This is a genomic window from Streptomyces chengmaiensis (assembly GCF_029846775.1).
In the GTDB taxonomy this organism is placed as follows: domain Bacteria; phylum Actinomycetota; class Actinomycetes; order Streptomycetales; family Streptomycetaceae; genus Streptomyces; species Streptomyces chengmaiensis.
Window position 1 is genome coordinate 246,411 of sequence record NZ_JARWBG010000004.1, and the last position, 26,977, is coordinate 273,387.

Here is a 26,977-nt window from a genome sequence, read left to right on the forward strand (position 1 = left end):
CGAATGACATGACTCACAGGAGAATCGCATCACATGCGGGCAACTGTCCCTTTTCAGGGTCTATGGGCATGAACAATGACGAGGTGCGGCGTCGGAAAAGGCGGAATCCGGTTGTTCGCGGCCTGACGTGAAGTCATACGATCAACGCCGTTTGTCATTCCGCCTTTCGACCAAAGGGCTCATGTGAATCTCCGCCGCACTGTTTCCACCGCCGTCGCCGTCGCCGTGACCGCGCCGCTCGCTCTGCTGTCCGCCGCACCGGCGCTCGCCGACGACAAGCCGTCGACCGCCGCGGTGCAGTCGGAGACGGGGGAGAAGAAGGCCAAGCCGTCGATCGCCGAGCTGGAGAAGGCGGCGAAGGAGGCGCAGGAGGCATACGACAAGGCAGCCGCGGCCGAGGCGGAGCTGCGGAAGACCCTCGACCACATCATGTCCACAAAGACCCCGCAGGACATGGCCGCCAAGGCCGCCAGGGAGGAGGCGAAGGCAGCCCAGGAGGCCAAGGTGGCGGCATACAAGGCGCTCGCCGACGCTCAGTCCGCTCTGGCCGCGCTGGACGAGTCGGCGACCGCGGAGGAGAAGGCCGCCGCGGAGAAGAAGGTGACTGACGCGGAGGCCGCGGCCACGGCTGCCAAGGAGAAAGCGGCCGCCGCCCACGCCGAGGCGAAGGATGCCGGGAAGGCCTCGGACGACGCGCGGGTCGCCGTCGCGCGGAAGTACTCAGCGCTGCAGAACGCCACGGAGGAGGCGCTCGCCGACAGGAACGCCGCCGAAAAGGCCCTGGCCGATGCCAGGAAGGCCCTTGAAGAGGAAGCAAAGGGCCAGAACCAGGGCGACGGCGCCAAGGCCGAGGACGGCAAGGCTGAGAACGAGGCCGACGACGGCAAGCGCGAAGGCGGCAAGAGCGAGGGCGCGGGCTCCGGCGTCGAGGACGCCGAACCCGCCGAACTGGCCGTGCCCGGCAAGGCCGACGAGGCCGTGAAGGAGCAGGGCGGCACATCCGGCACGCCGGTGGAGGACACCACGTCGTCCGGGAACCTGGCCGAGACCGGTTCGTCCTCCGCCCTGCCGCAGATCGCCCTGGTGGGCGGCGCCGCCGTGGCGCTGGGCGCGGGCGCGGTGTTCGTCGTCCGCCGCCGCAAGGCGGCCGCCGACGCCTGAGGCCGACAGCCGACAGCCGACAGCCGACGGAAGGCAGATGCGGAAGGTCCCCGAGCGTACGCCGGTCGGGGACCTCTCCCGTATCGCCGTGGGGCCGCCGGGCGCGTCTGATGGCGTCCGCGGCCCCCATGCGGCAGTTTGCCCCCATGACCGCTCAGACCGATGTCGGCTACGCCGACCTGCGTGCCCTGTTCGTCAACTGCACCCTCAAGCGTTCGCCGGAGGTCAGCAACACCGAGGGCCTGATCGACAGAAGTCGGGCCGTCATGGAACAGAACGGCGTGGCCACCGAGCTGATCCGTGCCGTCGACCATGACATCGCCACCGGGGTCTGGCCGGATATGACCGAGCACGGCTGGGCGTCGGACGAGTGGCCGCGGCTGTACGAGAAGGTGATGGCCGCCGACATCCTGGTCCTGGCCGGGCCGATCTGGCTGGGCGACAACAGCAGTGTGATGAAGCAGGTCGTCGAGCGCCTCTACGCCTGTTCCAGCCTCCTCAACGACCGGGGGCAGTACGCCTACTACGGACGGGCCGGCGGCTGTCTGATCACCGGAAACGAGGACGGCGTCAAGCACTGCGCGATGAACGTCCTCTACAGCCTCCAGCACCTCGGCTACACGATCCCCCCGCAGGCGGACGCGGGCTGGATCGGCGAGGCGGGCCCGGGGCCCTCGTATCTCGACCCGGGCTCCGGCGGCCCGGAGAACGACTTCACCAACCGCAACACCGCCTTCATGACCTGGAACCTGATGCATCTGGCGCTGATGCTGAAGCGGGCCGGAGGCATCCCCGCCCACGGAAACCAGCGCTCCGCGTGGGACGCCGGCTGCCGCTCCGACTTCCCGAACCCGGAACACCGCTGACCAGACCACCGCCGGCCGCCGCTGACGGCCACTGCTGACGCCACTGCTGACGGTCACCGGACATCGCGACCATCGCTGATCCGCCAACTCCCGCTCGCCCCGCCCCGGCGGCCCTGCGGCCTGACATCATGTGGCGAATCGGTGAACGAGATGTGCAAGGAGGTTCGATGGCGGAGGCGAGCGGCGGGGTGGCCGGGACGTCCGCGGCGATGACCGCGCGCGAGGCGCTGGAGCGGCTGCGTGGGGCGCAGAAGGCGGCCAAGGGGGTGTCGCTGTACTCACGGCTGGTGAACCGGCCCGTCGGACGCTATCTGGCCGCGGGCTCCTACGCCCTCGGCCTCACCCCGAACCAGGTCACACTGGTCAGCGCGGTCTTCAGCTTCACCGGGGTCGCGCTGCTCGCGTTCGCCGCGCCCGCCTGGTGGGCCGGGGGCCTGCTGTGGCTGGCCCTGGCGGTCGGCTTCGCCTTCGACTCGGCCGACGGCCAGTTGGCGCGGCTGCGCGGCGGCGGCAGCCCGGCGGGCGAGTGGCTGGACCATGTGGTGGACTGCGCGAAGATCACGGCACTGCACACGGCCGTGCTGGTGGCCTTCTACCGCCATCCCGAGCACTTCGGCATCGGCGGCTCGGACGGCTGGCTGCTCCTGCCGCTCGGGTTCCTGTTCGCCACGGTCGTGACGTTCTTCGGCGGGCTGCTCACCGAGAAGCTGAAGCCCGGGCCGGCTCCGGGCAGCGCGCCGCCCGCCCCTTCGACGCTGCGCGCCGTCGCGCTGCTGCCGGTCGATCACGGGGTGTTCTGTCTGGTGTTCCTGCTGCTCGGCGGCGGGCCGTTGTTCCTGTGGGGGTACGGGCTGCTGGGCGCGGCCGCGGCGCTGTATCTGCCGCTCTTCCTGGTCAAGTGGTTCCGCGAACTGGACCGGCCGGTGGCTGCTGCCGCCTGAGCGCTCCGCGGGAATTGCCGCGATCGCCCGTCGAGTGCGGCCCCGGAGGCCCGGGGCCCGCGCGGGCTACGAGTGCTCGGCGCTCTGCCCGGCCGTCGCCGGGTCCGGCGGCTGCGTCAGGGTGTCGAGCGCGCGCCGCAGCTGGGTGCTGGAGGTGTGCACGGTGTACGGGAAGTAGACGATCTCGACCCCGACCGTGGCGAAGTCCCGCTCCAGCTTGTCGCCCTTGGGGGTGCCGCGCCAGTCGTCCCCCTTGAACAGGACGTCGAAGCGGACCTGCTGCCAGGTGTCCAGTTTGTCCGGGACGGTTTCCACGAATGCGGCGTCCACGTACTTGATGTTCCGGACGATTTCCAGCCGCTCGATGAGCGGAATCACCGGGCGGCGGCCCTTGGCGAGTTCGGCCATCTCGTCGGAGACCACTCCGGCCACGAGATAGTCGCAGTGCTGTCGGGCGTGGCGGAGGATGTTCAGATGGCCTATGTGGAAGAGGTCATAGGCGCCGGGCGCGTATCCCACCCGATACGGCTTGCGTTCCTGCTGCACGCTGAATTGCCCCCTCTGGACCGGTCGCTCCCCGTGCGTCCCGGCCGACATTACCGTGCACGTTACGTGAGGCATGCGTGAACGATTAGGGTTCATGGGCGATCGTTAGTCAAGAGGGGGCCCTGTGATGAGGCTGCTGCTGGTGTCGACCAACTATGCGCCGGAGCACACCGGCATCGGTCCGTACGCCACTCAGGTCGCCGAACACTGGGCGGCGCAGGGCCATGAGACGCATGTGCTCGCCGGAATGCCGCACTATCCGGCCTGGTCGGTGGACCCGGCGTACGCGGGGAAGTGGCGGCAGACGGAGCTGCGCGCAGAAGTAACGATTCACCGCAGACGGCACACGGTGCCGCGCCGGCAGACGGCGGTGCAGCGCGCGCTCTTCGAGGGCTCGGTGCTGGCCCACTCGCTCGCCGCGCCGCCGAGGATGGGGCGGCCGGACGCCGTCGTCGCCCAGCTGCCCAGCCTGGCGGGCGGCATCGCGGGGGCGCGTCTGGCGGCCCGCTGGAAGGTCCCGTACATACCCGTCGTCCAGGATCTGATGGGTGCGGCCGCCGAGCAGAGCGGCATCCAGGGAGGAGACAGGGCGGCCGCGGTCGCCGGGCGGGTCGAGGCATACGCGCTGCGCAGGGCGACGCTGGTCGGCATGATCCATGAGACCTTCACGGAGCGCGTGGCCGCCATGGGGGTGCCGCGGGAGCGGATGCGGATCGTCCCCAACTGGTCGCATGTGTCCGCCCCGTCGCGCCCCCGGGACGAGATGCGCGCACGGCTCGGCTGGGGGCTGGGTGAAACGATTGTGCTGCACTCCGGGAACATGGGCCTGAAGCAGGGCCTGGAAGTGCTGGTGGAGACCGCCCGCCTCGATCCAAAGACACGTGTGGTGCTCATGGGTGACGGCAACCAGCGGCAGCCGCTGGAGCGGCTTTCGGCCGATGTGCCCAATCTGGAGATGATGCAGCCGGTCGGGGACGAGGACTTCCCCGAGGTGCTGGCGGCGGCCGATGTGCTGGCCGTGACCCAGCGGGCCTCGGTGCTCGATATGAGCGTGCCGTCCAAGCTGACCTCGTACTTCGCCGCCGGGCGGCCGGTCGTCGCCTCGGTCGCGGACTCCGGCGGCACCGCCCAGGAGGTACGGCGCTCGGGCGCGGGAGTGCTGGTGCCGCCGGAGGACCCGGCGGCGCTGCTGGCGGCCGTACGCGAACTGGCGGCCGACCCCGAGGCGTCCCGGAAGCTGGGGGCCGCCGGTCCCCGCCATGTCGCCGCCCATCTCGGCCGGGCGGCGGGGCTGGCCCGCTATGACGCGCTGATCGAAGAAGCGGCAAGGGAGTCGGACAGGTGACGGACGCACACAGCGGCCACAGCAGCCACGGCGGTCACGGAAGCCACAGCAGCCATGGCAGCCACGGCGGTCACGGGGGCGGCCAGAGCGGCGGTCATGGCGACAGGAGCGGCCACGGCGGACACCCGGCGCCGCACGACCCCGCGCCCGCGCCCCGGCAGATACCCGTGCACACCCCCGTCGTGTCCGCGGCGGAGGACGAACCGGATCTGCTGAGGGACCAGTTCCGGCAGCTCCTGCGCTACCCCCGCCTCATCGCGGGTGGAGTGCTCCTCGGCCTCCTCGGCGGCTGCTGGCTCGGCTACAGCACCGCCGACACCTATGTCGCCACGAGCGATGTGGTGCTCCGCACCCCGACGGAGGACCCCTTCAACCCGAGCATCGCGGTCGACAAGACGCTCAACATGAACTCCGAGCGGCAGGCCGCCATGAGCAGCCGCACCGCCGAACGGGCCGCCAAGGAGCTGAACTTCACCGGAACGGTCGCCGAGCTGACCTCCGGGCTCCAGGTCACCACCCCGCCCCAGTCGCTGGTGCTGCGCTTCAGCTACACCTCGAACGACCCCGGCGTGTCGGCGAAGCGGGCCAACGCACTGGTCCAGGCGTACCTCAAGGACCGCGAGGAGCAGACGAAGGTCACCCGCGACACCATGATCAAAGGGCTGCAGACGCAGCTCGACCCGATCTCCAAGCAACACGACGAACTGGCCGAGAAACTGGACGGCAGCACGACGTCCTCCGAGAACGAGGCGGACTACACCGTCAAGGCCAACCTCCTCAACCGCATCACCGAGCTGAGCAACCGCATCAGCAAGCTCAAAGCGCTCGACATGACCCCCGGCAAGGTGATCCGGGTGGCCGACGCGCCCAAGTCGTCGGACGGCCCCGGCTGGGCGCTCTCCCTCGGTCTCGGCGGGGCCGTCGGCGTCGCGCTCGGTCTGCTGATCGCCTGGGTGCGGCTGGTCTTCGACCCGGCGGCGCGCTCCGAGGGCGATGTGGCGCGCGCCCTGCGCGCCCCCGTCCTCGGCTCGCTGCCGCGGGCCTATGAGAGCGATCCGCTGCTGGCCGAGGACCGCGAGGAGTCCCCGCTCGCCGAGGAGTACCGCTCGATCGCCTACCGCCTCGCCTACGACCAGCGGTTCGCCGACCGGCGGCGGCTGCTGGTGGCCGCGCCGCGCGGCTCCAGCCGCACCGCCGCCGCCGTGGCGGTGAACCTGGCCGCGTCCTTCGCCGAGATCGGCAAGCGCACGCTGATCGTGGAAGCAGATCTGCGCAGGCCCTCCCTGGAGCGGCAGTTGGACGCCGAGGAGGTCAGCCGTCCGGCGTGGACCTACGAGGGCCACGGGCACGAGGGCGACGCGGACAGCTGGCCGGGCCGGCGGCGGCTGACCGTGGACGCCGGGGAGTCGGGCAGCTTTGAACTGGTGCCGGGGGCAAACGTACGCAATGTGGCTCGGGCGCTCACCTCGCCGGAGATGTCCCGGCTGGTCGCCGAGGCGGACGACCCGCGGGTGACCGTGATCGTGCTGACGCCCCCGGTGTTCGCGTACGCGGACGCGCTGGCGCTCGTCGACCGGGTGGACGGCGTGCTCGTGGTGTGCGACCCGCGCGGTGTGCACCGCTCGCAGCTCGCCCGGCTGCGCGATCTGATCACGGGTGCGGGCGGCACGGTCCTGGGCACGGTGATGCACCGCGGCGAGGGCCCCGGCCAGCGCGGCGGGAAGGGCAGCGGCGGCGGCAGGCGGGGCGGCGGCAAGCGCGGCGCACCGGCTGAGAATCCCGGGCGCACGGCACCCGCCGCGGCCCCGAGCCCCGCCCCGGGCGAACGCGCCCAGCGGGAGCGGCAGCAGGAGCCGGACCTCGGCGACGGCACCGCCACGGTCACGCTGCGCGCCGCCGTACCGCCTCGCAACCGCTCATGAGAGGCGGCCGGGGGGCGGGCGCAGCCCTCGCCTCGGTGCTGGACCAGGCGGCGACGGGCCTGACGAACATCCTCGTCCTCGTACTGGCCGCCCGGCTCTCCACGGCATCCGGATTCGCCCAGTTCTCCATGGTGTACCTGGTGTTCACCGTGCTGCTGGGCCTGTTCATGGCGTATGTGGGACAGGCCCTCGTCCTCGTACGCGGCGAGTCCGCCGACACGGCGGCGGCCTGCCGCTCGGCACTCGGCTTCACGGCCGCCGCGTCGCTCGCCGCCGGGGCGGTGCTGGCAGCGGCGGGCGCGGTGCTCCCCGGCCCGGGCGCGGGACTGGTCGCCCTCGGAGCCGTACTGCCGCTCGTCCTGCTCCAGGACGGCTCCCGCTACTGCTTCTCCGTGCTGGCCCGCCCGCACCATGCGCTGGCGGCGGACACCCTGCGGCTGCTGGGCAGTGTGGCGGCGCTCGCAGCCCAGCCCCAGGACTCCTCGCCCGCCCGGCTGATCCTGGCCTGGGGCCTGGCGACGCTGCCGAGCCTCGCCGCCGCCGCCCTGCTGCTGCGCCGTCCGCTCGCGGGCGCGCGCATGGATCTGCGGCCCTATGTGCGGCGCGGCCATCTGGGGCAGCGCTTCGCGGTCGAGTTCGCCGTCGGCAACGGCTCGAGCCAGCTCGCGGTGCTCGGCCTCGGCGTCTTCGGCAGCCCCCTCGCGGTGGGCGCGCTGCGCGGCGCGTCCACCCTGTTCGGCCCGCTGAACGTCCTCTTCGGCTCCGCCAACGCCTTCGGCCCGCCCCTGCTCAACCGACTGGGCGGAGGGGGCCGCGCGGTCGTCCGCGCCACGGCCGTGCTGGCCGCCGCCCTGGCGGCGGCGGCCGCGGTGTGGGCGCTGGCGTGGGGGCTGCTCCCGGAGGGCTGGGGCCGTCAGGTCCTCGGCGACACCTGGCCCGCGGTCGCCGCACTCCTCCCGGCGACGGGCGCGCAGTACACGCTGATGGGACTGGGCGTCAGCGCGCTGCTCACCCTGCGCGTCCTGAGTCCCCGGGACACCCTCTCCGTCCAGGTCGTCTTCTCTCTGCTGTCCGTGGCCCTGCTGGCGCTGGGGTATGTGTGGGGCGGGGCCCTGGGCGCGGCGTGGGGACTGGCCGCGGGCTCCGCGGCGAAGGCGGCGGCGGCCTGGTGGCGCGTGTCCCGCGTCCGGCGCCGCCCGGCGGCGTCGGACGCGCCGGAAGGCGCGAAGGAGCGCATTCACGACCGCTGACGAGAGCCGGTCGTGCTGCTGGATCCCTCGTTGGTGTGAGCTGCCGAGTGCGGCGGAATGGCGTCTTCGGAGCCGGGGCAGCTTGCCGGTGCCCCGTCTGCGGCCATGGGCGGGACACCCCTTCCTGCCCGTCCCACGGGAGTGCCCATGCACCGCACGCTCGCCCTGTCCGCCGCGGTCGTCCTCACCGCTCTGGCGCCCGCGCTCGCGTCTCCCTCCGCCGCGTCCGCGTCTCCCGTGTCCGCGTCTCCCGTGTCCGCGTCTGCCGCGTCCGCGTCTCCCACGTCCGCCTCCGCCTCCGCCGAGGAGCGCGGCCCCGGAGAAGTGTGCTTCTGGACCGAGCCGGGCCAGCACGGCTCCGGCTGGTGCTACAGACCACCGGGGTATGCGGACGTCCCCGCGTCCCACCACGACAAGACCGCGTCCTTCCGCTCCGACGCGAACCGGAGCGTGTACGCGATCGACTGGGGGAGGAACGGCTGCCACCACCGGCTGATCCGCCCGTACGACTTCAGCGACAACTGGTCCTGGGGCTCCCGCATCGACGGCGTCGCCGATACGACCATGGGCTGCGAGGCCGCCTGAGCCATGCCCTGTTTGCCGCCTCTTCCGCTGCGCGCGCTCTGCGCGGCAGCCGCAGTCGCCGCCTTGACGAGCGGCTGCGCTTCGACGCCCGGGGGCGTACGGCCCCCGGACGTCCCCGCTGCCGAGCGGGCCGGGGACGACCTGCTGAAGTCGGCCCAGCACACTCTGGTCACCCGCTGCCTTCAGGACCGGGGCCTCACCCTCGAACGCAAGGCCTCCGCCGCCGAGGACCGCCGGCTCCAGGCCGCGCTCTTCGGCTCCGGCCCCAGCGAGCTGTCCCTCACCCTGCCCACCGGCCACACCGTCACCGCCCACACCGACGGCTGCCTCGCCGATGCCCGGCGCACGCTGTACGGCGACGACGAGCGGAGCTGGTTCACGGCCGAGGTCACCGTCAACAACCTGCGCGCCGAAGCCGGAGCCCGGATGAACGAGGACCCGGACTTCCAGGAGGCGCTCGCCCGGCGGAACCGCTGCACGGCCGCCGCGCGGACCGCCGCCGCCGAGCGGTGCGCACGGGAGGAAGCCGAACTGGCCGAGGTCAGATCCCGGCTGGAACCCGAGCTGCTGGCCGAGGTACGCACCCTGCGGGACAAGGAACTCACCGCTTACCGGCAGCTGCGCAACCGCGCACTCCACCGCGCGCTGGACGTCGTCCCCGCGCGCTCCTGACCCACCACCTGACGCACCACCTGACGCACCACCGACCAGGAAGGCCTGAACCTCCCATGAAGCTGCTCACCAAGTCCCTGATCCCGGCCGCCGCGGCCGCCCTGCTTCTCACCGGCGCCCTCGCCACGGCGGCCCCGGCCGCCGCCGCCGACTGCCCGAGCGGCCACTTCTGCGCCTGGGAGCACACCGACTTCGACGGCCAGCGCGCCAACTGGTCGGGCGATGACGACTGGTGGGAGAGCTGGATCGCCGACGAGGACTCGTCCTGGGCCAACCACGGCATCTCGGGCCCCGGAATCCCCGATCATGTGAAGGTCTACTCCGGGGCCCACCAGGGCGGCCATATGACCATCTGCCTCGCCCCCGGCCAGGAGGTCGGCTACAGCGCCGCCGCCAACGACGACGGGGACTCCCACACCTGGGCGATGAGCTGCTGAGCGCATCCCCGCACGGCCTGCGGGCGCGGGGACCGGGTCAGCCGAGCCGTGCGCCCCAGTCCTTCTTGTAGGTCGCGATCAGCGCGATGCACACCGCCGCGATCGCGACCCGCCCCATCGCCTGGAGCAGCGGTCCTCTGATGAGGATGAAGGAGTAGCCGGCAAGGAGCGGGGCGATGATCAGGATCAGGCTGCCCGGCGGGGAGCGGCGGACCGCGCGGCGGGCGATGCGGCGGTCCACGCGGGCGGCTGCATAGCCGATGGCGCCCAGGCCCGCGGTCATGCCGACCGGGCCGAAGTCGATCCACAGCTCGGCCCATACGGGGGAGGAGAGGTTGGTGTTGCGCGCGCCCATCCACTCGCCGACCGTCACACCGGTGTCGGTCGGCTTGTCCGGCCAGGCGGAGCGGGGCACGGCGAAGAGCAGGGAGCCCGCGAGCTGGTAGCCGTACGAATGGCCGTGTCCGGACTCCACGTAGGTGATGGTGTTGGCGAACATGCCGACCTGGTCGTAGTCCTTGAGGGCCAGCGGCTCCAGGAAGGACGTCGTCTCGATCTGCCGGGTGTTGTTCTCGTCGTAGCGGAAGCGGTCGGCGAACGGGAAGACCAACAGGGCGACGATCACGCCCAGGCTGAGCGACGCCCGGTACATCGCCGCGCTCACCGGGAAAGCGGCGAACAGCAGCGCGAACATCACCGTCAGAAACCAGTAGCGCGGGTTGGAGACGGGGTTGTTGACGATGCCGTTGAGGACGACGAGCGCGGCGAAGACGGCGATCACCGACCAGGTGCGGCGGGCGCGCCGCGAGGTGACCAGCCAGCGGGTGTAGACGAGCAGCGCGATCAGCGGCGGCACGGTGCCGAAGCCGCGCAGGAAGGCCTGGCCCGCCTGGCCGCCGTCGCCTGAGACGCCCGCCTCCTCGATGCCGGCGATGATCTCCTGGCGGCTGGAGAAGAAGACCGCGGGGCCGCCCAGCTTGACGATCAGAATGGCGCCGCAGACGAAGGCGAAGAACGTGAGCAGATACAGCCGGCGGCGGTGGATCAGCAGCGGCGGACGGTCGATCTCCGGATCACCGGCGCGTTCCCCGGGGTGTACGCCTCCGTGGCCGCCCGCGTGACTGCCCGGGTGGCCGCCCGGGTGGCCGCCTGCGCGCGCCGCGCGCCGGTGGCGCACCGGCCGGTGGCGGGCGATCAGCGCACCCACGTCGAAGGCGAAACAGCCGAGCAGCACCAGCGAGACCGCCTGGACGAGGTCCTCGCGCGGGCCGACGACCGGGGTGGGCACCTGCCCCAGGACGGCCTGGGCGAGCGGGGCCACGCCCATCGCCATGTAGCAGAACAGCCAGAAGGAGCCCTGGAGGAGCTTGCGGCGGCTGGTAAGGATCATCGCGCCCAGCCGCACCCCGCAGTACACGGTGAGCGCGAGCTGCAGCCAGAAAGCCGCGTCCCGTGCGCCGCCGCCCGGCTGGGAGATGACCACCAGCGGCATGAACACCGACAGGCCGAGCACCAGCGGTACCGCGAGGGCGCGCGAGAGCAGCGTGCGCGGCGCGAACGGCGGGGGCAGCGGGACGACCGCGCCGGACCGCACCGCCGGTGGGACACCGTCGCGTACGTCTGTCGACGTGCTGTCGGCCGTCACTCCCGTTTTACCCCTCGTTTCGTCCCGTTCGGCGCAGTCTAACGATGCGGACAGTCAACCGTTAGCCTGAGCTCTTCATGGCCGCAGCGGGGGTTCCAGGGCGGAGAAGCGCGAGTTGGGGGCAGTATGAGGGATTTGTCGGCTTTCACGCTGGCCGGATACGACAAGGGCCGGGGCAAACTGACCCAGGCGCTCTGGTTCGCCGTCATGAACACCGTCTTCATGGCCTGGTGGTGCCCCGCCCGGCTGCGCACCGGGCTGCTGCGCGCGTTCGGCGCGACCATAGGCGACGGTGTGCTGATACGGCACAAGGTGCGGGTCCTGTGGCCGTGGAAGCTGACCGTCGGCGACCATGCCTGGATCGGCGAGGGCGCCTGGCTGCTCAACCTCGAACCGATCACCGTCGGCGCACACGCCTGCATCTCCCAGGAGGCGCTGCTGTGCACCGGCAGCCATGACCACCGGGCCGCCGACTTCCGGTACCGCAACGCCCCCATCGCCGTCGAGGACGGCGCCTGGGTAGCCGCCCGCGCCACCGTGCTCGCCGGAGTCACGGTCGGCCGGCACGCCGTCGTCGGCGCGGGCGCGGTGCTCCACAAGAACCTGCCCGAACTCACCCTGCACACCGCCGACGGCGAGCGCCGCGCGGTCAAGGAGCCCGCATGACCCCCCGAGCACCGCTGCGCGTGCTGCACGCGGTCACGCTGCACTCGCTCACCGGCGCCTTCGGCGGCCCCGTCCGCGTCGCCCTCAACCTCTCCCACGGGCTGCTGCAGCGCGGTCACGAGCCGCGTCTGATCGCCCTGGCGGACGGCTTCGACGGACCGCCACCCGCCGACGTCGAGGGCGTCCCGGCACGGCTCTACCCCGCCCGCCGGCTGCTGCCGCTCGGCTTCAGCGGCATCACGTCCCCCGCCCTGCTGCGCCAGGCCGACCGGCTGGTGCGCGGCGCGGACGTCGTCCATGTCCATCTGGCCCGCGATCTGGTGACCCTGCCCCTCGCGCTCGCCGCGCTCCGCGCGGGCGTTCCGCTGGTGCTCCAGACCCACGGCATGGTGGACCCCAGCGACAGGATCCTCGCCAAGGCGCTGGACGCGCTGGCCGTGCGCAGGCTGCTGCGCGGCGCCGACGGAGTGCTGCATCTGACGGCGCATGAGCGGCGCGGCCTCGACGCCGTCCTCGGCGTGCCGCTGGACAACGCGGTACGCCTGGTGAACGGCGTGCCCGCGCAGCCCGCGCGCCCCACGCCGCCGTATCCGCCCGATGCCCCGCCCCGCATCCTGTACGCGGCCCGGCTCCAGGCCCGCAAGCGCCCCTGCGACTTCGTGGCGGCCGTCCCGGAGATCCTGCGCACCCATCCCGAGGCGCAGTTCGTCATCGCCGGCCCGGACGAGGGCGAGCTGCCCGCCGTACAGCGCCTCGTCGACGAGCTGGGGGTCCGCGACCGAGTCGTCTGCACCGGCGCGCTGACCTCCGCCGAGGTGCTGGACGAACTGCGTCGGGCCCATGTCTACGTGCTGCCGTCCGTGGACGAGCCGTTCCCCATGTCGGTCCTGGAGTCGCTCTCCGTGGGCACGCCGGCCGTGGTGACCGTCTCCAACGGTCTGGCCGCCGACGTCCGCGCCGCGGGCGCGGGCCGGGTCGTGGACGACGCGGCGGGGCTGGCTCCGGCGGTGCTGGAGCTGCTGGAGCCGGCGGCGGGGGAAGCCGCGGGGGAGGCGGCGCGGAAGCTGGCCGTCGATGCGTTCTCGATGGACGCGGTGGTCGACACGCTGATCGGCGTCTACGACCGCGCGCAGGCCCGGGCGGCGGCCCGCGCCCACGGGTAGCGCCACCGGCGGGGGCTGCCCCCACGTCCCGTAACTGAGGGCGCTGCCCCCGGACCCCCGCGCCTCAATCTCCCCCAGACTCCGTCCGGGGGCGCCCTCACGGGGCTGGATTTCCGCGCCAGGCGGTGCCTTTTCAGCCCGTCCGGCGATTGAGGACACGGCCTTCAGGCCGTACAGGGGTCCGGGGCCTGCCCCGGTTTCGGGAAGGGGCGGGTAGAGGAAAGAAAGAACGCTCAGCCGGTCACCCGCGCCCAGGCATAGCACCCGTTCGAGGTGAACTCCTTCGCCCCGGAGGGGATCGTCAGCTCGTGCTGGTCGCCCCCTTCGGGCCCGGGGCCCGACGCCACTTCCCCGCCCTTGGCGTCCATGACGGACCAGGTGCAGCCAGGCCCCGCCGTGAGGGTGCGGTAGCGGCCCGCCGCAGGGTTGGCGTGCGTGCCGTCCGCGTAGCCGCCCTTCGCCGCGTCGAGCACCGGCTTCTGCTCCGGGCAGAGGTGGTTGACGGCGTCCTCCGCGTCCTTGATCTCCCCGGCGATCACGGCCGCGACGGTCGCGTCCTTGTCCCGCTTGGCCGTGCGCTCGATGCGCTGGCACGCCTCCTTGCCGACGTCCAGGACGGCCGCCGGCTCGATCGACTGGGGCACCCGGCCCTTCAGATACTCCTTCTCGTCCTTGGTGAAGGAGCCGGTCGCGGGCTTGAGTTCCGAGTCGGGGCGTACGGGACCGGAGTCGGCCGACTCCGACGGCGAAGGACTCTCCGTCTTCCCGTCCCCGCCGTCCTGGTCGACCTGGTCCTCGACGCGTTCGGCCGCCGACCGCTCGGAGGCGGACGCCGACGCCGCGGCCTTCGCCTCATCCTTCTCGGACGACGAACAGCCGGTCACGGCCAGCACCGCCGCCAGCAGCAGGGACGCCGCGGCCGGGCGTCGGAGATGGGTGCGTCGCATGTCGTGCTCCTGCTCATAGACGACTGCGCGGCGGGGCGGTGTCGACGACGCCGCCCCGCCGCAGCAGTGCAGTGGTGACCTAGGTGTGCGAGAAGGTGAGGATCAGCTTCGGCGTGCCCTCCGAGGCCGGGGCCTCGGTCGACCACAGCCACAGCGAGTCCGTCCCCTCGCCCGTCAGGGCCAGGTCGTACTCCCCGCCGAGCGCCGCTTCGACCGCCGCCGTGTCCAGCGTGACCGAGGCCCTGGCGTCGGGTCCCGTCGGCGAGGTCAGCGTGCCCAGCGCCTGTGAGCCCAGGGCGGGCTTGGTCGCGTAGGTGACCTCGCCGACCGTCCAGTCGCCGGTGACCGGACGGATCTGCACCGGGTCCGCAGAGCCCGCGTACGACGCCGAGTTGGTCTTGACCTCCAGCGCGGCCCCGACGAGCTCCGTCCCGGCGGGCGCCTCGGGCAGGGTGAAGCGGAGGTACGACTCGTACGCCGAGGTGCCGCGCACCGCGAGCGACGTCGAGGTGCTGTAGTTGGAACTCGGCGCACCCGCGTTGACGTAGGTGTCCTCGGTCGGCTGGACCGCGGTGACGGTGTCGCCGGGCTTGGACGCCAGGCTGTAGTGGGCCGCGACCCGGTCGGCGGAGAGCACCGTCGGGTAGACGGCGGTCTCGTCGAGCTGGCCGTGGAAGAAGTTGCTCCACGGGCGGGACGGCCAGTAGCTGAGGTTGTCGCCGCCGATGTGCCAGTAGCCCGCGTACTGCTGGTGCCCGCCGTAGCCGTTGGAGCCGATGCGCTCGCCGTCCACGTACAGCGTCATGCCGCCGGGGCCCTGGGTGCCGACGACGTGGTGCCACTCGCCGTCGTTGTACGAGCGCCAGGTGGAGAGCGTGCGGGTGCTGCCGTCGTAGGCGCCGAAGACCAGCCGGCCCCAGTTGGTCATATAGATGTGCTTGTCGTAGCTGCGGCTGTTGCGCGTGGTGTTGTCGCCGAAGCCGATGAGCTTGCCGCCGCTGCCCGTGGTCGTCTTGAACCAGGTCTCGATGGTGTACGAGTCCCCGACCGTGCCGCGGTGGTCGCTGTAGATCTTGTCGTTGGCGCCGTCGAAGCCGAACGCCTTGCTGTCGCCCGCGACCGCGCCGGGGCCCTGGCCGAGCGCCGGACCGCCGGACTGCACACCGCTGTGGTCGCCGGGAGAGGAGTCGGCGACATACGGGCTGACCGTGTCGTCATAGCGCCAGTACAGCTCCGCCCCGTCGGCGATGACGGCGGAGGCGTACGGCTGGGCGGAGACGGCGACCGAGACGGTGGCGGTGGCGGACAGACCGCTGACGTTGCCCGCCGCGTCGGTGGCGGTCACCCGGTAGGAGTGGGTGGAGCCGGGGGCGAGGCCGGTGTCCGTGAAGGAGGCCTGCGGGCGCTCCCACGGCAGCGACTCGGCGTCCACCGTGCCGATCGGCGTGGACGAGCCGTCGCGGTAGACCTTGTACGTCAGCCGGCTGTCGTCCAGGTCGAGGCTGGTGCGCCAGCGCACCTGCACCTCGCCCGGCTTGACGCTCTCCGCGCTCGCCACCGGGGTGGTGGGCCTGCCGGTGTCGCCGGTGGAGGCGAAGCGGGTCAGACCCTGTGCGGCGGCGCCGTTGACAGTGGTGAACTCGCCGCCGGACCAGAGGTACTCGACGCCGTCCTTGGCGGAGACGGTGATCGCACGCGGGCCGATGCCCTCGCCGAGGCCGTCGTTGGTGTCCGGGAACCAGCCGAGCTTGCCCGTGCTGGTCGTCGGCTGCGCCAGGAAGTGGTAGCGGCGGCCGTCCGCGAACTCGCCGACGGTGGAGCAGTCGTGTGCGTGCGAGGCGCTGTAGAGCACGTCGTCGTGCGACTCGACGGCCTGCGTCGCACCCAGGCAGGTGTCGCGCCAGCGCTGGCCGAAGCCGTTGAGGTCGAGGGCGATGCGGCCGTCGAAGACGCCGCCGCCGGTGCCCTCGTTGCCGGTGTAGAAGCCGGTCGCGTCGGTGTCGATGTCCTTGACGACCGACCGGCTGTCGATGAAGCCGGGGTACGCCTTCGTCAGGGCGCCGGTGTCCGCGTCGACCACGGCCAGCGCGTGTGTGTCCGTGCCGTTGACCTCGAAGAAGTCTCCGCCGATGAGGACGTTCTCTCCGTCGGGGGTGACCTCGATGGCGCGGCCCGGCTCGTCGGCGTTCGCCGTGAACGGGCGCAGCGAGCCGTCGGTCGCGTCGACCGCGGCGAAGCGCTGTCGCGTCTCGCCGTTGACCTGGCCGAAGTCGCCGGCCGCGTAGACGGTGTCGCCGGTGACGGCGAGTCCGCGCACGGTGGCCGGGAAGGCGGCGTTGAAGCCGGTCTTCGGGGTGCACGTGGCGATGTCGATGGCGGCGAGGCTGGAGACCGGGACGCCGTTGACCGCCCCGAAGTAGCCGCCCGCGTAGAGCGTCTTCTTGTCCGGGGACACGGCCAGCGCGCGCACGGTGGCGGTGCCGGAGGAGACGGTGAACGACAGCTCGCAGTCGGTGGGCGCGCCGGTCGCGGCGTCCAGTGCCGCGAAGTTCAGGGCGCTGCGGGAGCTGCCTGAGGCGCCCTGCGGCGGCCGCACTTCGGAGAAGGTGCCGCCTGCGAAGACCACGCCGTCACTCTGGGCGAGCGCCCAGACGATGCCGTTGGTCTGCCAGGTGGGCAGATCGTCCGCGGTGAAGCCGACCGGCTCGGTGAGCGCGACGGCCTGCGGTATCGCGGCGGCGCCCAGGCCTGCGGCCATTGACAGGACGAGGGCAGCGCTCAGCCCTCTTGATCTCTTCATGTACCCCCCAAGGCAGTTCGCCTTGACGTCGTGGCGGCGTGCGGGCAGCGGCTCAGGCGGCCCGGTGTCACCCGCTCGGGCTTGGGTCACCCACACGCGTGAATGAAGCGTAGGGTAACGGTTCTTCAGCCATTTCTGGCCATCATCCGGCTAAAAACAAGGGCAAACAGGGGCACCAGGCGTCACAGGTTTGTAACCGGCAGCGTGTGAAGCCCCCATGGGCCTCGGTGAAGCCGCTGTGGAGACCTCGTGGAGGCTCCCCGGCGCCCCCAGGGACCCGTCGGGTCCCTGGGGGGCGTCAAGTGCCGGCCTCGGCGGTCCGGTTCAGCGGTCGACGCGGACCGTCGCCCCCGCGAGCTGGTCCTCCACCTGCTTGACGTCGGCGTCGACCATGATCCGGGCGAGGTCCTCGACCATCACCTCGGGCTTCCAGTCCAGCAGCTCCGCGGCCTTGCTCGCATCGCCGATCAGCGCGTCCACCTCGCTGGGCCGCTCGTACTTGGCGTCGTGGCGCACATGCTCCTGCCAGTCGAGGCCCGCGTGCGCGAAGGCGGTCTCAAGGAACTGCCGCACCGTGGCCGGGACGCCGGTGGCGACGACATAGTCGGTCGGCTCGTCCTGCTGGAGCATCCGCCACATCGCGTCGACGTACTCCGGGGCGTACCCCCAGTCCCGTACCGCGTCCAGATTGCCCAGGTAGAGCTCGCTCTGCAGACCGGCCTTGATGCGCGCCACCGCACGTGTGATCTTGCGGGTCACAAAGGTCTCGCCGCGGCGCGGGGACTCGTGGTTGAACAGGATGCCGTTGACGGCGTACATGCCGTAGGCCTCGCGGTAGTTGACCGTGGCCCAGTAGCCGTACACCTTCGCCACGCCGTACGGGCTGCGCGGGTGGAAGGGCGTCTTCTCGTTCTGCGGCGGCGGGGTCGCGCCGAACATCTCCGACGACGAGGCCTGGTAGACGCGGGTGTCGATGCCGGAGGCGCGGACGGCCTCCAGCAGCCGCAGCGCACCCAGGCCGGTGACGTCGCCCGTGTAGAGGGGCGCGTCGAAGGAGACCCGGACATGGGACTGGGCGCCGAGGTTGTAGACCTCGTCCGGCCGTATCTCGCGGAGCAGGTTCACCAGGGCCACACCGTCGCAGAGGTCCGCGTGGTGGAGCACGAAGGAGCGCCCCGTCTCCTGCGGCCCCTGGTAGATGTGGTCGATCCGCTCGGTGTTGAAGCTGGAGGAACGCCGCACCAGACCGTGCACCGTGTACCCCTTGGACAGCAGCAGCTCGGAGAGGTACGAGCCGTCCTGCCCGGTGACGCCTGTGATCAGCGCGGTCTTGGTCATCGTGGCATCCTCTGTGTGTTCTCTGACGATCTCAACTGATCTTGTGATGTATCCGGAAAATCATGGGCACGGGCAGATGTGCGGGCGGTGAGCCTGGCATGATCCCGCACATGACCGATTCGCAGACGCCGCCGCCCGCCGGTTCGCCGACCGAGCCGACCGGGTCCACCGGGTCCACCGAGCCGACCGGGTCCACCGGGCCGACCGAGCATGTGCCCAACCCGCCCGACTCGCCGTATCTGCCGGCCGGCGCCCGGATATTCGTCGCGGGGCACCGCGGGCTCGTCGGGTCCGCGATGGTCCGCAGGCTGGCATCCGACGGCCATGAGGTGATCACCCGCGGCCGGGACGAGCTCGACCTGCGCGACGCGGCGGCCACGGCCGCGTTCCTGGCGGACGTCCGGCCCGACGCCGTGGTGCTCGCCGCGGCGAAGGTCGGCGGCATCATGGCCAACAGCACCCAGCCGGTGCCGTTCCTCGAGGACAATCTGCGCATCCAGCTCAGCGTCATCGCCGGGGCGCACGCGGCGGGCGTGGCCCGGCTGCTGTTCCTCGGGTCGTCCTGCATCTACCCCAAGCACGCCCCGCAGCCGATCCGCGAGGACGCGCTGCTGACGGGCCCGCTGGAGCCCACCAACGAGCCGTACGCGCTCGCCAAGATCGCCGGAATCTGCCAGGTGCAGTCGTACCGGCGGCAGTACGGCGCGGCGTACATCTCCGCCATGCCGACGAACCTGTACGGCCCCGGGGACAACTTCGACCTGGAGACCTCGCACGTCCTGCCGGCCCTGATCCGCCGCTTCCACGAGGCGAGCCGGGCCGGCCGGGACGAGGTGACCCTGTGGGGCTCGGGCGCGCCGCGCCGCGAGTTCCTGCACGTGGACGACCTGGCGGACGCCTGCGCCACGCTGCTGGCCCGCTACGACGGCGAGGCGCCGGTCAACGTCGGATGCGGCGAGGACCTCACCATCAAGGAGCTGGCCGAGACGGTCGCCGACGTGACCGGCTACACCGGCCGCATCGCCTGGGACACCGGCAAGCCGGACGGCACCCCGCGCAAGCTGCTGGACGTCTCCCGGCTGGCATCCCTGGGCTGGAAGCCGAAGATCGGCCTGCGGGACGGCATCGCGTCGACGTACGCCTGGTGGCAGGGGTCCCTCGACTGACGCCGGCGTGACGGCCGCGGTCGCGCCCCGGGGCGCGACCGCGCGACCGCGCCGCTGCCGCGCCTTCTGCGTCTTTCCAGGTGCGGGCGCAGTCCTTTGAACCTTGCGCGGTGTGCGCGGCTCTTCGGGTGCGGGCGCTGTCCGTCGAGCCTTCCCGGGTGCGGACGCTGTCTTGCGCGTCTTGCCGGGCACGGGCCTGGCCCGGTGCGGCTCTTCGGGTGCGGGCCCCGCTTGGTGTGCCTCGTCGGACACGGGCATGGCCCCGTGGGCTTTCCCTGATGTGTGCCGTGCCCGGTGCGGCTCTTCGGGTGCGGGCGCTGTCCGTCGTGCCTTCCCGGGCGCCGGCGCTGCCCTCTGCGGCTCTTCGGGCACGGCCGTCGTGCGTCCGGCGGTCCTGCGCGTGCCGGGCTCTTCCCGGCTCCTCGTACGGCCTCCGGCCGTGTGCTCGGTCGCCGGGCGGGCTCCATCGGAGCCCCGCCCGGAGGCACCCCCGGACGAAGTCCCGGGGTGATCGAGGTGCGGGGTCCGGGACGGCGCCCCGGGTTCAGGGCGCGCGCGCCGGGCCGGGCCGTCGGCGCACACGGCCTCACGGCGCCCGCGGCCCGGCAGCCTCTCGGCCGGGCGGTGCGCCGCGGCGGCGGGGTGTGTCCGCACGGCCGCCCCTCAGTACGCTCCGCGGCCGTCGACCACGGCCCGGAGCGTACGGCTCATCACGTCGAGGTCACTGCTGAAGGACCAGTTGTCGACGTAGTGAAGATCTAGCTGAATCGTTTCGTCCCAGGAGAGGTCCGAGCGTCCGCTCACCTGCCACAGCCCCGTCATACCGGGCTTCACCCGCAGCCTGCGCAGCTCCGTGCCGTCGTACGCGGCCACCTCCTCGGGCAGCGGCGGGCGTGGACCCACCAGCGACATCTCACCCGCCAGCACATTGATCAGCTGCGGCAGCTCGTCCAGCGAGGTGCGGCGCAGCAGCCGGCCCACCCGGGTCACCCGGGGGTCGCGGCGCATCTTGAACATCAGCCCGTCGTGTTCGTTCCGCTCCGCCAGCTCGCTCTTGATCCGGTCCGCGTCGGCGACCATCGTGCGGAACTTCCACATGGTGAACGGCTGCCGGTTCCGCCCTATCCGCTGCTGCCGATACATGACCGGCCCGCGCGAGTCGAGCCGTATCGCCACGGCCAGCAGCAGGAACAGCGGGGAGAGCAGCGCCAGCCCGAGCGCCGCACCGCACCGGTCGGCGACGGTCTTCAGCGCCGTCTGCGCACCCCGGCTCAGCGGCGGCGCCACCCGCAGCACGGTGAGTCCGGCCACGGAGGCAGCCGTGAGCCGCTTGACGGAGGTCTCCACCAGTCCCGGCGCGAGCGCCACTTCGAGTCCGGCGTCGTGCAGTGCCCAGCACAGGCCGCGCAGCCGGTCGCCGGCGAACTGCGCGCCGGGGGCCACCAGTACGAGATCCGCCTGGTGCCGCCGCGCCGACTCCACGACGAGCCGGCCGCCGCCCTGTCCGGCGCCCCGTCCCGGGTCCAGTGCGGCCGGGTCGATCCGGCCGTCGGCGCGGGTGCCGTCGGCCGGCGCCCCGTCCCCGACGAGGACGGTGCCGACGACGGCGTACGGATGGTCGGTGCGCGTCGCCAGGCGGCCCAGCGCGCTGTCCACGGCGGCCGCCTCGCCGACGACCAGCACCCGGTCGACCGCCTGCGCCTCGCGCCGGACGGACGTCAGATGCCGGTGTGTCATCCGCCGGCAGACCAGGGTGCACGCCAGCACGGGCAGCAGCGCGGCCAGTGCGATGAGCGGATCCGGGTTCTGCGCGGCGGCGATCGACAGGACCGCCAGCACGGCGATCAGGATGAACCAGTCGTGCAGCACGGGCAGCGCACCCCGCGACTCCCCGAGCGCCACGCGCGCGTACCGCCCTCTGGCCGTCTGCACGCCCGCCCAGGCCATCGAGGCGAGGACGGCGGACAGGGCGGGGTGCGGCTGCCGAGCGAGGTCGAAGACCGCTCCCACGGACCCCGCGGCGACGGCCATGTCCACGCTCAGCGCTACGGGCAGATACCACCGCGCCTTCACCCGATGTCCACGCACGCGTGCCGCTGCCGCCCCGTCGCGGGGCCGTGTGCCGCGCACGGACGGCACTTCAGCCTCATGCGTCTCATACGTACGAATGTGAACGTCCCCCAAGGTGCCCACGCCCCCCCAGGCTTGGAATCGTCAGCTCGTGGCGCTCGTGCCGCTTCGGTGGGTTACACACGCCTTGCGTGCCAGAGAACATTACGCCACACGCACGTTCTACAGAACACGTTCACACTTAGGCCCGGATACATCACTTTTGTCCTCAACTGCTTTGCGCCATCGCTACGCTGCGTAGTGATGGGCAGGGTCGCCGAGTCTCCCCCGGGCCGGCCCGGACCCGCCCGGTCCGGCCCTCGCGCAGGCTCAGCGGACGGCGACCAGGACATGGCTGTTGCCGAACTGCCAGACCGTCCCCACATGCGAGAAGCCCGCTTCCCGCAGCAGGGCGACATGGCCCGACAGCGTCAGCTCGTTGCCCTCGCAGCGCGGATGCCGCCGCGGGCCGATGCCGGAGAGCAGCGGCGCGAGTTCGGGGTCGGCCGCCGCGCAGGTCCACCAGGAGTCCCAGTCCTCGTGGGCGAAGGCCAGATGCCGTTCCGCGTGGCGGCGGCCGATGACGACGGCGAGGTCGGCGAGGCGCGCCGAGTCCGGGCTGATGTGGTCGCCGTTGACGAGCACGCCGCCCGGGCGCAGTCGGTCGGCCAGCTCCCGGTAGACACGGCCCAGGGTGGACTCGCTGAGATAGTGCAGGGCGGTGGTGGACACGGCCGCGTCTGCCGGGCGCTCCAGGGTGAGTCCGTCCAGCCAGCCGGGTTCGCCGATCACGGCCTCGGCGTAGCGCAGGGCTTGGCCGTAGCACGCGCGCCCCAGGGCCAGCAGCAGCGGATCGGCGTCCACGGCCGTCACCTCGGCGTGCGGGAGGCGCTCCGCCAGCCGTGCGGCCAGCGACCCCGGGCCGCTGCCCAGGTCGAGGATCACCGGGTCGGGCCGACCGCGGGTGGCGTGCTCGACCACGTCCGCGATGACCGTGAACCTCTCCTCGCGGTCGACCGCATACCGCTGCTGCTGGCACTCCCAGCGCTCCACCCACCGCGCGGCCGTCACCGTGCTCATGCTGCCCATAACCGCTCGTGCGCCTCCGCCGTCGTGGCCCAGTCTTGCTTATGAAAATCATTGCAGACTGGCGAGGGCTATGAGCAACTCTTGTACCTCTTCCGGGGTGTTGTGCACATGCAGGCTCACCCGAACCGAGGTCTCCGTCCTACCCCCGCCGTGTGCGCCCCCGGCCTGGCAGTGGCCGTCCGACCGCACCATGAAGCCGCGGCTGAAGAGGATGAAGCCGAGGTCCTGAGCGCCGATCTCACGGTGCCGGAACGTCACGATGCTCCGCCGTCGCTGCACCCGCGACCTTGCGGCCAGGCTCGTCTGACAGCCCAGGACCTCATATGCGTCCATCCGGCCGAGCCCGTCGGTGAGCCGGGACGTCAGCGCCGTGGTCCAGCGCTCGATCCGGTCGGTTCCGGCGGCGTCCAGCCAGTCCAGCGCGGCCGTCAGACTGGCCACCCCGACCGTGTTCGGCGTGCCCGACCAGCCGCCCGGCCGGAACGCAGGCCCGCGCCGCCCCCGCGCCCAGACCGCCCCGGTGCCGGGCAGCGCCATGGCCTTGTGGCCGGAAAAGACCACGAAGTCCACATCCAGATCCGCCACGGAGACGGGCAGATGGCCGATGCTCTGGGCCGCGTCCAGACAGATGGGCACCTCCGGGCCGACGGCCTGCCGGACGCGGTGCACGTTCATGTCGCCGCCGTACACATGGTGCACATGGGTCGCCGCCACAAAGCGGGTGCGCGGGCCGACGGCATCGGCGAGCGCCACGGGGTCGTAGTCTCCGGAGCCCTGCTGGCGCGGCAGCTCCCGCACCGAGATCCGCACCCCCTGACGGGCCAGCAGCTCCCGCGCCTGGAGCCATGGCGTCAGATTCGCCTGGTGGTCGGCGAACGGCACGACGATCTCGTCGCCGTCGGCCACCAGCTCCGGCAGCCAGTCGCGGGCGACGGCGCTCAGCCCTTCGGTCGTCCCGCTGGTGAAGTGCACGGACGACCGTTCGGGATCGGGGTCGCCCAGGAAACGCCTGACACGGTCGCGGGCGTCCTCCACCAGCGCCGTCGTGGTGTTGGCCCAGGGGTAGGAGCCCCGGCCGGCGTTGGCGTTGGAGGTGGTGAGATAGCGGTGGACGGCGTCCAGGACGGCCTGCGGCTTCTGGGTGGTGGCCGCGCTGTCGCAGTACGCCAGCTCCGGGTTGCGGCGGATGATCGGGAACTCGTCGCGCAGCGGACGCTGCCACGACGCCAGCTCCTTCAGCTCCCGAGCGGGATCTACGGGCTCTACGGGATCTGCGGGATCTGCGGGATCTGCGGGCTCTGCGGGGTCGACGCGTCCGCCGGCCATCTCAGTCACGCACCAGGGGAGCACCCGCGTCCCGCCAGGCGATGATGCCGCCGGCGAGGCTCCGTACATCGGGATGCCCCATGCGCGTCAGCAGCGCCGCGTACCGCGCCGACTTCTCGCCCACCGGGCATGCCAGCAGCACCGGTTGCCGCCTGCCGAACGGCAGTCCGCCCCGCACCAGTTCCTCGAACAGTTCGTCCACGATGTTCACCGAGCCTTCGATGTGCAGCGCGGCATAGGCGAACGGCCCGCGCAGATCGACCACCAGGGGCCGCTGCTCGGCGATCCACTTCTGTGCCTCGGCGACCTCGACGACGGACGCCCCGCGGATCTCGGCCTCGGTGACCGAGGCGGCGGAGTTCTTCGCCGGGGGCCTGCCCAGCAGCTCGGGACGCCGCTGCCGCAGGTATCCGAGATAGCTCTCCACCCGGTCGCAGACGATGAACACGGCGGTCCCGCGCTCAGCCGCGGCCCCCCGAGCCCGCCGCTCCGCCAACTCCGCGTCGACCGCCGTGAGATGCCGCACCGCCCCGTGGTACGCCGCCCCGCCGGTGGGCCCCGCGAGCATCCCGCAGCGGCGCAGCAGCGTCAGCATCCCGTCGATGGCCTCGTCGGCGCTCACCGACTCGATCGCGTCATAGGTGCCCGGATCAAATATCCCCACCTCCTGCACCTCGTCGATGGTCCGGATGCCGGGGATGAAGTCCGACTTCTCACCGACCAGGCCCACGACGGACACGGGCCTGGAGGGATCGTGCTCCCGCAGCGTCCTGGCGGTCCCGGTGGACGAGCCGGCCGTCCCCACACACGCGATCAGCCAGTCCGGGGCCCGGCCGTCCAGGTCCGCAATGATCTCCGGGCCGGTGCCTGTCGCATGCGCCTCGGTGTTGAGGTCGTTGAAGTACTGGTCCGTATGCAGATGGGCGCCGCCCGGTCGGCTGAGCCGCTGATGGAACAGGGTCAGCGGATCGTCGGTGTCGGTCGGGTCCAGGCACTCCGACTGCCCGGGCAGTTCCTCGATCTCCGCGCCCAGCAGCAGGAGCAGATCCTTGATCTCCGGTATGCGCATCCGGTTTGTGACGGACTTGAACGGCAGCCCGTGCATGCCCGCGATGAGCGCCAGCGCCTTGGCGGTGTTCCCGCTGGACAGCTCCACGACCGTCGCCCCGCTCCGCTGCGCGTCGTGCAGTCCCGGGCGGGCCATGTTCCATGCGGCGCGGTCCTTGAGGGAGCCGAAGGGGTTGAGCATCTCCAGCTTGGCGTAGAGGTCGATATGGCGGAGCCCGTGCACATCCGGAGCGATGCGGACCAGCGGGGTGTTGCCGATGGCCTCGGTGATGCTGTCGTACCTCATGCGTACGGTCCCCCCGTAGGTGTGCCCGTGCCCGTGCCTGCGTCCGTGCCCGTGCCTGCGTCCGTGCCTGTGCCTGCGTCCGTGCCTGTGCCTGCGTCCGTGCCTGTGTCCGTGCGTGTGCGGGTGACCGGCCAGTACTCCTCGTCGAGCATCCACCGCCAGCCGCCCGTCCCCCGCTCCTCCTGCCAGACGGCGACCCGGCGGGCGAGCGGCTGTTGTTGCGCGTGCGTGGCCCCGAAGTCCATGCAGTAGCCAGCGGTGTTGGCGAAGGCGAGCAGATCCCCCTGCCGGGGCAGGCGGGGCAGGCAGACCCTTCTGCGGGTGATCAGATCCGATTCGAGGCAGAGGTTCCCCATGAGGTGCACCCCGACGGGCCCCTCCCCGCGGCCGTGTCCGCGGCCGTCCTGCTGAGGCAGCAGTACGGGGTCCATCAGCACGCCGTGATCCTCCAGGCTGACGTCGCCCGCGTTCATCGCGAGGCGTACGAGATGCTCGCCCGCCTCCGCCCGCCGCACCTCCAGCACCGTCGCCAGGGACAGGCCGCACTGGTCGGCCAGCGCCCGCCCCGGCTCGGCGAACAGCTCGTACATGCTCTCCAGCAGCAGGGTGCCGAGCGGCCTGCCCAAGCAGGGCGCCGGGCGGGACAGCAGGGCGTCGAGATAGCCCGGTCCGGCGACGGACCGGTACGCCGGATACAGGGCGAGCGATCCCTTGAGCGTGCCGTTCTCGACGCGCAGGCCATAGCCGTGGCCGCCCCAGGTCAGCGGGGGCCGTCCGCCCATGACCGCGTCCGTGAGCGCGCTGGTGTAGCGGTCCCACTGGCCGGCGTGGGCCAGATAGCCGGTGCCGAAGCCGCCGCCGACGTCGACGGCGCGCGGGGTGAACCCCCGTATCCGCAACTCCTCCATGGCCCGCAGGCAGCCTTCGAGCGCCGTGGCCTTCTCGTCCAGGCCGGTGGTGTCGAGGTGGTAGCCCACGCCGATCGGCTCCAGCGCGTCACGGTGCCGCTCCACGGCGTCGAGCAGCGTGTCCAGGGCCTTCACCGGAGTGCCGAAGCGGCTGCGGCGGGAGAGGGTCCGCGTGCCCGACGCGGGCGTCTGGAACTCCGACAGCCGCAGCAGCAGCCGGACGCGCGGCAGCCCGTATGCGCGCACCAGGCGCGCCGCCTCCTCCACCTCCTGTACGCCGTCGGCGTTCACCGTCACCCCCGAACGCGCCGCCAGCCAGAGGAACTCCGGGCTCTTGGGGCCGGTCGCCACGACCCGCTCCCCGGCGAACCCGGCTCCGAGGCCGTGCCGAAGCTCGCCCAGGGAGGCCACATCGAGCCCGGCGCCGACCCGCTCGCCGGTCGCGGCGAGCCTCCGGACCAGGGCGCTGGAGCGGTTCGCCTTGTGCGCGAAGAAGATCCGCCCGGTGAGCTGATGGCGGCGGAAGACATCGCGGAACCGCTCCGCGTTCGATGCGATCTGCTCCGGCAGCAGGATGTGCAGGGGCGAGCCCAGGGCGGCCACCAGCCCCTGGAGGAAAGCGGTCTCCTTCAGCAGCGACTCAAGCGCAGACTCGAGCCGCGGCTCCAGGTACAGCGGTTCCGGAAACGGCGGTTCCGGAGATGGCGGTTCCTGGTGCATGGGGGCATTGCTCATCCCAGC

22 protein-coding genes are annotated in these 26,977 nt (G+C 72.0%); 12 read left to right on the forward strand and 10 right to left on the reverse strand.

The window, feature by feature from the left end; all coding sequences use genetic code 11:
• The first annotated feature begins 183 nt into the window (after positions 1-183).
• From QCN29_RS06045 to QCN29_RS06055, 3 genes are all read left to right on the forward strand, one after another.
• Positions 184-1,161, forward strand: coding sequence for an LAETG motif-containing sortase-dependent surface protein (locus QCN29_RS06045; protein ID WP_279926645.1), 978 nt, complete (start codon positions 184-186; stop codon positions 1,159-1,161).
• Between the two features lie 146 nt (positions 1,162-1,307).
• Positions 1,308-2,027 (forward strand): flavodoxin family protein, encoded by a 720-nt coding sequence (locus QCN29_RS06050; RefSeq protein ID WP_240139365.1) that lies wholly within the window; start codon positions 1,308-1,310, stop codon positions 2,025-2,027.
• 167 nt (positions 2,028-2,194) lie between these two features.
• Positions 2,195-2,968: a CDP-alcohol phosphatidyltransferase family protein gene (locus QCN29_RS06055; protein ID WP_398859129.1), complete on the forward strand. Its 774-nt coding sequence runs from the start codon at positions 2,195-2,197 to the stop codon at positions 2,966-2,968.
• A gap of 66 nt (positions 2,969-3,034) precedes the next feature.
• On the opposite strand, the gene QCN29_RS06060 is transcribed toward QCN29_RS06055, so the two are convergent.
• Positions 3,035-3,514, reverse strand: a complete 480-nt coding sequence (locus tag QCN29_RS06060; protein WP_279926647.1) for an adenylyltransferase/cytidyltransferase family protein — start codon at positions 3,512-3,514, stop codon at positions 3,035-3,037.
• 127 nt (positions 3,515-3,641) lie between these two features.
• Between QCN29_RS06060 and QCN29_RS06065 the strand changes: the two genes are divergently transcribed.
• From QCN29_RS06065 to QCN29_RS06090, 6 genes are all read left to right on the forward strand, one after another.
• Positions 3,642-4,859 (forward strand): glycosyltransferase, encoded by a 1,218-nt coding sequence (locus QCN29_RS06065; RefSeq protein WP_279926648.1) that lies wholly within the window; start codon positions 3,642-3,644, stop codon positions 4,857-4,859.
• A 167-nt stretch (positions 4,860-5,026) separates the two neighbouring features.
• The gene (locus tag QCN29_RS06070) at positions 5,027-6,781 is read left to right on the forward strand and encodes a lipopolysaccharide biosynthesis protein (protein WP_398859134.1); all 1,755 of its coding nucleotides are present in this window, start codon (positions 5,027-5,029) and stop codon (positions 6,779-6,781) included.
• Positions 6,778-8,031, forward strand: a complete 1,254-nt coding sequence (locus tag QCN29_RS06075) for an MATE family efflux transporter (RefSeq protein WP_279926650.1) — start codon at positions 6,778-6,780, stop codon at positions 8,029-8,031. Before QCN29_RS06070 ends, QCN29_RS06075 begins: the two co-directional genes overlap by 4 nt.
• A gap of 147 nt (positions 8,032-8,178) precedes the next feature.
• Positions 8,179-8,616: a hypothetical protein gene (locus QCN29_RS06080; protein ID WP_279926651.1), complete on the forward strand. Its 438-nt coding sequence runs from the start codon at positions 8,179-8,181 to the stop codon at positions 8,614-8,616.
• A 12-nt stretch (positions 8,617-8,628) separates the two neighbouring features.
• Complete coding sequence (locus QCN29_RS06085; protein WP_279926652.1) at positions 8,629-9,288, forward strand: hypothetical protein; 660 nt, start codon at positions 8,629-8,631, stop codon at positions 9,286-9,288.
• Positions 9,289-9,344: 56 nt separating this feature from the next.
• Positions 9,345-9,725 carry a peptidase inhibitor family I36 protein gene (locus QCN29_RS06090; protein ID WP_279926653.1) on the forward strand — a complete coding sequence of 127 codons (381 nt, stop codon included), beginning with the start codon at positions 9,345-9,347 and terminating at the stop codon, positions 9,723-9,725.
• A 37-nt stretch (positions 9,726-9,762) separates the two neighbouring features.
• On the opposite strand, the gene QCN29_RS06095 is transcribed toward QCN29_RS06090, so the two are convergent.
• Complete coding sequence (locus QCN29_RS06095; RefSeq protein ID WP_279926706.1) at positions 9,763-11,217, reverse strand: hypothetical protein; 1,455 nt, start codon at positions 11,215-11,217, stop codon at positions 9,763-9,765.
• A gap of 279 nt (positions 11,218-11,496) precedes the next feature.
• On the opposite strand from QCN29_RS06095, the gene QCN29_RS06100 reads away from it, so the two are divergent.
• Positions 11,497-12,036: a WcaF family extracellular polysaccharide biosynthesis acetyltransferase gene (locus QCN29_RS06100; RefSeq protein WP_240139357.1), complete on the forward strand. Its 540-nt coding sequence runs from the start codon at positions 11,497-11,499 to the stop codon at positions 12,034-12,036.
• Between the two features lie 14 nt (positions 12,037-12,050).
• The gene (locus tag QCN29_RS06105) at positions 12,051-13,199 is read left to right on the forward strand and encodes a glycosyltransferase (RefSeq protein WP_279926708.1); all 1,149 of its coding nucleotides are present in this window, start codon (positions 12,051-12,053) and stop codon (positions 13,197-13,199) included.
• A 233-nt stretch (positions 13,200-13,432) separates the two neighbouring features.
• Here the strand turns inward: QCN29_RS06105 and QCN29_RS06110 are convergent, their stop codons facing one another.
• From QCN29_RS06110 to gmd, 3 genes are all read right to left on the reverse strand, one after another.
• Positions 13,433-14,146, reverse strand: a complete 714-nt coding sequence (locus tag QCN29_RS06110; protein ID WP_279926654.1) for a hypothetical protein — start codon at positions 14,144-14,146, stop codon at positions 13,433-13,435.
• Between the two features lie 79 nt (positions 14,147-14,225).
• Positions 14,226-16,904 (reverse strand): DNRLRE domain-containing protein, encoded by a 2,679-nt coding sequence (locus QCN29_RS06115; RefSeq protein WP_279926655.1) that lies wholly within the window; start codon positions 16,902-16,904, stop codon positions 14,226-14,228.
• 366 nt (positions 16,905-17,270) lie between these two features.
• On the reverse strand, positions 17,271-18,284 hold the full coding sequence (gmd, locus tag QCN29_RS06120; RefSeq protein ID WP_279926656.1) for a GDP-mannose 4,6-dehydratase: 1,014 nt from the start codon (positions 18,282-18,284) through the stop codon (positions 17,271-17,273).
• A 110-nt stretch (positions 18,285-18,394) separates the two neighbouring features.
• Here gmd and QCN29_RS06125 point away from each other — a divergent pair, with 110 nt between their 5' ends.
• Positions 18,395-19,450 carry a GDP-L-fucose synthase family protein gene (locus QCN29_RS06125; RefSeq protein ID WP_279926657.1) on the forward strand — a complete coding sequence of 352 codons (1,056 nt, stop codon included), beginning with the start codon at positions 18,395-18,397 and terminating at the stop codon, positions 19,448-19,450.
• Positions 19,451-20,113: 663 nt separating this feature from the next.
• Here the strand turns inward: QCN29_RS06125 and QCN29_RS06130 are convergent.
• From QCN29_RS06130 to QCN29_RS06150, 5 genes are all read right to left on the reverse strand, one after another.
• Positions 20,114-21,481, reverse strand: coding sequence for a sugar transferase (locus QCN29_RS06130; protein ID WP_279926710.1), 1,368 nt, complete (start codon positions 21,479-21,481; stop codon positions 20,114-20,116).
• 408 nt (positions 21,482-21,889) lie between these two features.
• The gene (locus QCN29_RS06135; RefSeq protein ID WP_398859130.1) at positions 21,890-22,639 is read right to left on the reverse strand and encodes a class I SAM-dependent methyltransferase; all 750 of its coding nucleotides are present in this window, start codon (positions 22,637-22,639) and stop codon (positions 21,890-21,892) included.
• Positions 22,640-22,696: 57 nt separating this feature from the next.
• The gene (locus tag QCN29_RS06140; RefSeq protein ID WP_398859135.1) at positions 22,697-23,974 is read right to left on the reverse strand and encodes an aminotransferase class V-fold PLP-dependent enzyme; all 1,278 of its coding nucleotides are present in this window, start codon (positions 23,972-23,974) and stop codon (positions 22,697-22,699) included.
• Between the two features lies 1 nt (position 23,975).
• Positions 23,976-25,328: a pyridoxal-phosphate dependent enzyme gene (locus tag QCN29_RS06145; RefSeq protein WP_279926660.1), complete on the reverse strand. Its 1,353-nt coding sequence runs from the start codon at positions 25,326-25,328 to the stop codon at positions 23,976-23,978.
• Positions 25,325-26,971, reverse strand: coding sequence for a type III PLP-dependent enzyme domain-containing protein (locus tag QCN29_RS06150; RefSeq protein ID WP_279926661.1), 1,647 nt, complete (start codon positions 26,969-26,971; stop codon positions 25,325-25,327). The genes QCN29_RS06145 and QCN29_RS06150 overlap by 4 nt, the downstream gene beginning before the upstream one ends.
• Positions 26,972-26,977 lie beyond the last annotated feature (6 nt).

Bases quoted from the DNA above. Each gene is read 5' to 3' on its own strand.
- QCN29_RS06050 (WP_240139365.1), top strand. From the start codon at position 1,308: ATGACCGCTCAGACCGATGTCGGCTACGCCGACCTGCGTGCCCTGTTC.
- QCN29_RS06055 (WP_398859129.1), top strand. From the start codon at position 2,195: ATGGCGGAGGCGAGCGGCGGGGTGGCCGGGACGTCCGCGGCGATGACC.
- QCN29_RS06065 (WP_279926648.1), top strand. From the start codon at position 3,642: ATGAGGCTGCTGCTGGTGTCGACCAACTATGCGCCGGAGCACACCGGC.
- QCN29_RS06075 (WP_279926650.1), top strand. From the start codon at position 6,778: ATGAGAGGCGGCCGGGGGGCGGGCGCAGCCCTCGCCTCGGTGCTGGAC.
- QCN29_RS06080 (WP_279926651.1), top strand. From the start codon at position 8,179: ATGCACCGCACGCTCGCCCTGTCCGCCGCGGTCGTCCTCACCGCTCTG.
- QCN29_RS06090 (WP_279926653.1), top strand. From the start codon at position 9,345: ATGAAGCTGCTCACCAAGTCCCTGATCCCGGCCGCCGCGGCCGCCCTG.
- QCN29_RS06095 (WP_279926706.1), bottom strand. From the start codon at position 11,217: ATGCCGCTGGTGGTCATCTCCCAGCCGGGCGGCGGCGCACGGGACGCG.
- QCN29_RS06100 (WP_240139357.1), top strand. From the start codon at position 11,497: ATGAGGGATTTGTCGGCTTTCACGCTGGCCGGATACGACAAGGGCCGG.
- QCN29_RS06110 (WP_279926654.1), bottom strand. From the start codon at position 14,146: ATGCGACGCACCCATCTCCGACGCCCGGCCGCGGCGTCCCTGCTGCTG.
- QCN29_RS06115 (WP_279926655.1), bottom strand. From the start codon at position 16,904: ATGGCCGCAGGCCTGGGCGCCGCCGCGATACCGCAGGCCGTCGCGCTC.
- gmd (WP_279926656.1), bottom strand. From the start codon at position 18,284: ATGACCAAGACCGCGCTGATCACAGGCGTCACCGGGCAGGACGGCTCG.
- QCN29_RS06125 (WP_279926657.1), top strand. From the start codon at position 18,395: ATGACCGATTCGCAGACGCCGCCGCCCGCCGGTTCGCCGACCGAGCCG.
- QCN29_RS06130 (WP_279926710.1), bottom strand. From the start codon at position 21,481: ATGGCCGTCGCCGCGGGGTCCGTGGGAGCGGTCTTCGACCTCGCTCGG.
- QCN29_RS06135 (WP_398859130.1), bottom strand. From the start codon at position 22,639: ATGAGCACGGTGACGGCCGCGCGGTGGGTGGAGCGCTGGGAGTGCCAG.
- QCN29_RS06140 (WP_398859135.1), bottom strand. From the start codon at position 23,974: ATGGCCGGCGGACGCGTCGACCCCGCAGAGCCCGCAGATCCCGCAGAT.
- QCN29_RS06145 (WP_279926660.1), bottom strand. From the start codon at position 25,328: ATGAGGTACGACAGCATCACCGAGGCCATCGGCAACACCCCGCTGGTC.
- QCN29_RS06150 (WP_279926661.1), bottom strand. From the start codon at position 26,971: ATGAGCAATGCCCCCATGCACCAGGAACCGCCATCTCCGGAACCGCCG.